Source organism: Geomonas sp. (assembly GCF_035254065.1).
Classification (GTDB): domain Bacteria; phylum Desulfobacterota; class Desulfuromonadia; order Geobacterales; family Geobacteraceae; genus Geomonas.
The window spans coordinates 1-5,893 of the sequence record NZ_DATFBA010000035.1 but is presented as its reverse complement, the minus strand read 5'-3'; the positions used below and the strand labels follow the sequence as shown (position 1 = coordinate 5,893).

Here is a 5,893-nt window from a genome sequence, read left to right as displayed (position 1 = left end):
AACTTGGTTGAGAGCTCCCTCATCAGCTCCAGGTCCAGCTTCACCCCGGTGAGCTCCATCTCGGCCAAGATCTCCATGAGCGGCATCTCGGTCTTGAAGAGGAGATCCTCCATCCCCTGCTCCTTCACCTTGGGGAGCAGGATCTCGTGCAGGAGGAAGGTCGCGTCCGCATCCTCGCAGGCGTAGGGGGCGGCGCGGTCCAGATCCACCTCGCAGAAGTTCAGCTGCGCCTTCCCCTTGCCGGCCACCTCCTCGTAGGAGATCATCCGGTGGTCGAGGAACTCCACCGCCAGGGCGTCCAGCCCCTGGCTGCTGCGCCCCGGGTTGAGCAGGTAGGCGGCCAGCATGGTGTCGCACCACATCCCCTCCATCTTGATCCCGGCCTGCCGGAGCACCTGGTAATCGTACTTCATGTTCTGGCCGATCTTGCGGCGGGAGGGATCGGTCAAAAGCGGCCCCAGCAGTTCCAGCACGCGGGCCTCGGAGAGCTGCTGGGGGGCGCCAAGGTAGTGGTGGGCGACCGGGATGTAGTAGGCCTCGTGGGGTTTGAGGCTCACCGCGAAGCCGGCGATGCGCGCTTCCATCGGGTTGAGGCTGCTGGTTTCCAGGTCAATGGCGAAGACCGGCGCCTTGGCAAGCCGCTCGAGCAGCTCTTTGAGCTCCGCCTCGTTCAGCACCACTTGGTAATGGTCGCAGGAGAGGGTAGGGGCGCTGGTCAGCTCCTTCATCAGGGTGGTGAAGCCGTACTCCCGGAACAGTTCGGTCAGGCGGCGGTTGTCGGGGGGCGAGATCGCGAAGTCCTCGAAGCTGTAGTCGATCTGGACGTCGCAGTCGATGGTGGCGAGCGTGCGGGAAAGGCGGGCCTGTTCGGCGAACTCCACCAGCCGCTCGCCGTTTTTCCCCTTCACCTCGCCGGCGCGGGCCAGAAGATCGTCCAGGGTGCCGAACTCCTGCAGGAGCTTCTTGGCGGTCACCTCGCCGATCCCCGGCACCCCCGGGATGTTGTCGGAGGCATCCCCCCAAAGCGCCAGCACGTCGATCACCCGCTCGGGATCCACCCCGAACTTCTCACGCACCTCTTCGATGCCGTAGCGCTTGTCCTTCATCGTGTCCAATAGGGTGACGTGCTCGGTGACGATCTGCATGAGGTCCTTGTCGCCGGTCACCACCACGCAGTCCATTCCCTGCTCCTCGCATTTCTTCGCGATGGTGCCGATGATGTCGTCGGCCTCGAAACCGGCCAACTCCAGGGCGGGGATGTTGAAGGCGCGCACCATCTGCTTGATCGGCTCGATCTGCGGCGTGAGGTCGTCCGGCATGGCGCTCCTGGTGGCCTTGTAGGCGGGGAAGAGCTCGTGACGGAAGGTGGTCTTGCCGGCGTCGAAGATCACCGCCACGTGGCCGGGCGCATGGTCCTTCATGACCTTCAGCAGCATCTGGGTGAAGCCGTACAGGGCGTTGGTGGGGAAGCCCTTGGGGGAACTAAGGTGGCGTATGGCGAAGTAGGCGCGGTAGATATAGGAGGAGCCGTCCAACAGGTAGAGCGTTTCTCTCTCGGTGCTCACTCGGCCACCTCGCGGGTGAAGATCACGAAGGCCATCGACGGGCGCCGGCTGGACTCGCGCATGGCGAACTGCATGCTGTCAAAACGCCACCCCTGCTTGGTCCAGTCGTTGAGTGCCTCCTCGACCATATCCTCGGTGACACTTGACAGCTCAACTACCTTGTACTGCAGCATAACTGCTCCTTCCGATTAGCTTTTTGTCAGCCATAGTAGCCGATTAAAACGGCGTCTTCAAGCTAAATGCACTGTTGCAAAAAAAGTCGAAACTGCTATGATTTGGAAAACTGAAGGGTGGAAAATAGATAAGGGGGTGCGCGTTAGGTCAGCATAGAGAGTCGATGACAACAACCAGGTAAAAGGGGATTCAGCATGGCAAAAAACGAAGAAGAAACCATCGACGAATTGGCGCAGCAAGTTGAACTGGACCTGGAAAACAGCTATGAGAAAAAAGACCTGAAGGCGCAGAGGGAGATGGTCAAGCAGCACCTCTACGATGGTTCCAAGAAGCTGAAACACACCGTACCCAAAGGAAAACGCATATAACCCCACCAGATGAAGCTGACAACGGGGAGGGGGCTTGAGGAAAGCCTCCTCCCCTTTACATTTTTGGGGAGGCAGCAGTTCCCCTGTCATGGAGGAAAGTGATGGCGATCGTCAGGTACAATCCGTTGAGCGAACTCCGCAGCATGCAGGACAAGATGAACCGCCTGATGGACATGGCCTGGAACAGGGAGGTAGGCGAGGACATCCGCGAGGGTGTCTGGCATCCCCCGGCGGACATCTACGAGGACGACGCCACGGTCACCATCAAGGTCGAGCTTCCCGACATGCAGCAGAAGGAGATCGAGATCAAGGTCGAGCAGAACACGCTCACGGTCAAGGGGGAGCGGAGGCACACCGAAGGGGTGAAGAAGGAGAGCTTCCATCGGATCGAACGTTACTTCGGGCCCTTCCAGCGGAGCTTCTCGCTCCCCAGCGACCTGGACCGCGACCGGATCAGCGCGAGTTGCGATTGCGGCGTGCTGACCATCAGCATCCCCAAGCTCTCCCGCAAAGGAGTGGCCATCGAGGTGCTGAGCTAGTCCCGCCTCCCGTCTTCCTGGTCGCCAATGATAAACGCCCCCCTTTGCCTTAAAGGGGGGCGTTTTAGTTTCCGCCTTACTTCGACATCTATCAGCTCTCCCTCTCCCTCGGGAGAGGTTCGGGGTGAGGGAAGCCCGTTGTCTCCGTACCTGCTTTTTCCTGGCGGTGACCTTGGAGCCGTGTCAGTTTCACCAGCCCTTCGACAGGCTCAGGGCGAACGGCGGCTTCTTTTTTCCTGCCATGAACGGCAAGATAACCGCGCTACGCCTCGTTCATGCTCCCGGTGCGGTACCCCTGCAGGTCGAGCGCTACGTAGGTGAAGCCGGCGGCACGGAAAACCTCCAGCGTCCGCTGCCTCAGTTCCGGGTCCAGCATGCGCGGCAGCTCCGCCTCGGAGAGCTCGATGCGGGCGGTCTCGTTGTGGAACCTGACCCGGTAGACGTTGAATCCCTCACCCTTCAGGAATTCCTCGCACTTCTCCACCTGCCCAAGTCTCTCCTCGGTTATCTCGGTGCCATACGGGAAGCGGCTGGCCAGGCAGGCGTAGGCCTGCTTGCTCCAGGTGGGAAGGTCGAGCCCCCGGCTGAGTTCGCGGATGTCGCTCTTGGAAAGCCCGGCTTCCAGGAGCGGCGAACGCACCTTCAGCTCGCAGGCCGCCGTGCGACCCGGTCGGTAGTCCCCGAGATCGTCGGTGTTGCTGCCGTCGGCAACGAAGGCGAAGCCAAGTTCGCGCGCCTTGTCGGTGCAGAGGCGGAAAAGCTCGCTCTTGCAGTGGTAGCAGCGGTCCTTGGGGTTGTGGCTGAAGCCGGGAATCTCGAGCTCGTTGGAGACGATCACCAACTGTCGCGCGCCGATCATCTTCGCCAGGTTTTGCGACTCGTTGAACTCCGACTCGGGGTAGGTGGGCGAGGTTGCGGTAACCGCACAGACCGAGTCGCTCCCCAGCGTGTCATTGGCGACCTTGAGCAGGAAGGTCGAATCGACGCCACCGGAAAAGGCGACCACCACCGACCCCATTTCCCGAAGTATCCCTTGCAGCTTCACGAATTTGTCGTTAACGGATTCCATAAATTCCCTTCAAAAACTGAAAAACCCCTCCTCCTTCGTAAAGGGGGCCGGGGGTGGAAAGGCAGAGTCAAAAACGAGATCAAGATTGAGATTAAGGTTGAGGACGGCCCTGAGCCTTACCCTTAATCTTAATCTCAATCTTAATCTCGCTTCTCGATTCTAGATGAAGTACATGAAACGGTGATCCTGCTCCCGCTTGATTCCCAGCGCCTCGCCGCGTTCACAAAGCGTCTTCAGGGTGATCGATTCGAAAAACTCGTTCAGCTTCGCGTTCGACTCCTCCCAGACCGTTTGCGTCACGCAACTGCCGTCGAAGTTGCACTCCTTCTTCCGCTTGCCGGTGCAGTCCACGATCAGGGTGTCACCCTCGGTGGCCTCGATGACGTCGCGCACCGTGATGTCTTCCGGGCTCTTGGCCAGGCAGTAGCCGCCCTGCGGCCCGCGCTTGCTCTTCAGGATCCCCTTCTTCTTGAGCCCTTGGAAGATCTGCTCGAGATAGCGAGGCGAGATCTCCTGCCTGCGGGAGATGTCCTGGATCTGCGCCGGTTGCGTGCCGGCGTTATAGGCGATATCGAAAAGTGCCCGAAGCCCGTAACGGCTCTTCGTGGATAGTCTCATGGTGGTGTTCCCCCCCGCTGATGATAAGCGAGCCTACAATACCACACGTATCATGTCAACAATATTAACGAGGGGCGAGCGGTATTGTCCACCACTCTAATGAGGCTTCCGCGGGCCAGTCGAATCGCTGCCAACATGAACAACACTCAGCAAACTCTCCCTCGCCCCCTTGGGGGAGAGGGCTGGGGTGAGGGGAAAGGCGGGAGCAGGGTAAATTACCAGTAGCGCTGGGGCGGTTCGATCCTCTCCAGGTGGACGATCTCGCCGTCGATGACCTGAAAGACGTCGCCGTACTCGTTGGTCCACTTGTCCCCTTCCTCAAGGGGGGACGGCACCTCCCGCGATCCGAGGTACACCTCACTGTCGCCAAGGTAAGCGAACCACTGCAGATTTCCGTTCATCCAGATCCTGTTCTTAAGCTCCATGCGTCCTCCATTGATCAGCGTTTAGCCGATCTTACTGAAAAGAGAGTGTCGCGGTCAAGAACTCCTGTTTTTTCTTGTTACCACCTGCGCTTTTTGTTATTAGGGAGGGATATATTAAACAGATGGGGGCTTCCGATTATGAAATTCACGAAGATGCAGGGTGCCGGCAACGACTACGTATATGTGAACTGCTTCGAGGAGAAGGTAGAAGACCCGGCGGCGGTGGCCGTGAAGGTCTCCAATCGCAACTTCGGGATCGGATCCGACGGGCTCATTCTCATCATGCCCAGCGACAAGGCCGACGTGAGGATGCGGATGTTCAACTCGGACGGCTCCGAGAGCGAGATGTGCGGAAACGGCATCCGCTGCGTGGCGAAGTACGCCTACGACCACGGCATTGTCAATAAGAAGGAAATCACCGCCGAGACCGGCGCGGGGATCCTGACGCTGCAGCTTTTCACCGACGCCGCCAACAAGGTCAACAAGGTGCGCGTCAACATGGGACCGCCCAGGCTGACCAGGAAAGAAATCCCCATGACCGGCGACGGCGACCAGAAGGTCATCAACGAGCCGCTCAACATCCTGCATTCCACCTTCATGATCACCTGCGCCTCCATGGGTAACCCGCACTGCGTGATCTTCGTGGACGACGTGGAGAACTTCCAGGTGGAGAAATACGGGCCGCTCATCGAGAACCACGACCTCTTTCCCCGTCGCACCAATGTCGAATTCGTTCAGGTGCTGTCCCGGACCGAGGTGCGGCAGCGCACATGGGAGCGGGGCGCGGGAGAAACCCTCGCCTGCGGCACCGGCGCCAGCGCCGTCACCGCGGCCGCCGTGCTGAACGGGCTGACGGAGAAAAAGATCGTCAACCACCTGTCGGGGGGGGACCTGGAAATGGAATGGGCGGAAGACGGCTGCATCTACATGACCGGACCGGCGGTGGAGGTATTTACCGGGGAAATCGAGATATGACCTTGTTATCCTGCCCGATGTGCGCGAAATGGGTCGACGAGCCGGGGCTGCGAATCGCCGAGCTGGACCTGTGCTACGTCATCCTCAACCGCGACCAGTTCTTCACCGGTTACACGTTCGTGGTGACCAAGCGGCATGTGACCGAGCTTTTCCATCTCGA

The 5,893-nt window shown here is 59.6% G+C and carries 8 protein-coding genes; 3 read left to right on the top strand and 5 right to left on the bottom strand.

Annotated elements, in window-relative coordinates:
- Positions 1-1,565 (bottom strand): 5'-3' exonuclease H3TH domain-containing protein (locus VJ604_RS01940; RefSeq protein ID WP_324079699.1); only part of this gene is annotated, 1,565 nt, incomplete at its 3' end.
- Positions 1,562-1,738 carry a DUF4177 domain-containing protein gene (locus VJ604_RS01935; protein ID WP_324079698.1) on the bottom strand — a complete coding sequence of 59 codons (177 nt, stop codon included), beginning with the start codon at positions 1,736-1,738 and terminating at the stop codon, positions 1,562-1,564. The genes VJ604_RS01940 and VJ604_RS01935, both read right to left, overlap by 4 nt.
- 195 nt (positions 1,739-1,933) lie before the next feature.
- On the opposite strand from VJ604_RS01935, the gene VJ604_RS01930 reads away from it, so the two are divergent.
- Positions 1,934-2,107, top strand: coding sequence for a hypothetical protein (locus VJ604_RS01930; RefSeq protein ID WP_324079697.1), 174 nt, complete (start codon positions 1,934-1,936; stop codon positions 2,105-2,107).
- A gap of 101 nt (positions 2,108-2,208) precedes the next feature.
- Complete coding sequence (locus VJ604_RS01925; protein ID WP_324079696.1) at positions 2,209-2,646, top strand: Hsp20/alpha crystallin family protein; 438 nt, start codon at positions 2,209-2,211, stop codon at positions 2,644-2,646.
- A 262-nt stretch (positions 2,647-2,908) separates the two neighbouring features.
- Here the strand turns inward: VJ604_RS01925 and larE are convergent, their stop codons facing one another.
- The 3 genes from larE to VJ604_RS01910 all read right to left on the bottom strand — a co-directional run bounded on the left by larE (position 2,909) and on the right by VJ604_RS01910 (position 4,758).
- A complete protein-coding gene (larE, locus tag VJ604_RS01920; protein ID WP_324079695.1) occupies positions 2,909-3,715 on the bottom strand; it encodes an ATP-dependent sacrificial sulfur transferase LarE in 807 nt (268 codons plus the stop codon).
- Positions 3,716-3,874: 159 nt separating this feature from the next.
- Entirely contained in the window at positions 3,875-4,333 is a 459-nt protein-coding gene (locus VJ604_RS01915; protein WP_324079694.1) for an RrF2 family transcriptional regulator, read from the bottom strand.
- A 215-nt stretch (positions 4,334-4,548) separates the two neighbouring features.
- Positions 4,549-4,758: a hypothetical protein gene (locus tag VJ604_RS01910; protein ID WP_324079693.1), complete on the bottom strand. Its 210-nt coding sequence runs from the start codon at positions 4,756-4,758 to the stop codon at positions 4,549-4,551.
- A gap of 138 nt (positions 4,759-4,896) precedes the next feature.
- Between VJ604_RS01910 and dapF the strand changes: the two genes are divergently transcribed.
- A complete protein-coding gene (gene dapF, locus VJ604_RS01905; protein ID WP_324079692.1) occupies positions 4,897-5,733 on the top strand; it encodes a diaminopimelate epimerase in 837 nt (278 codons plus the stop codon).
- The last annotated feature ends 160 nt before the right edge of the window (positions 5,734-5,893 follow it).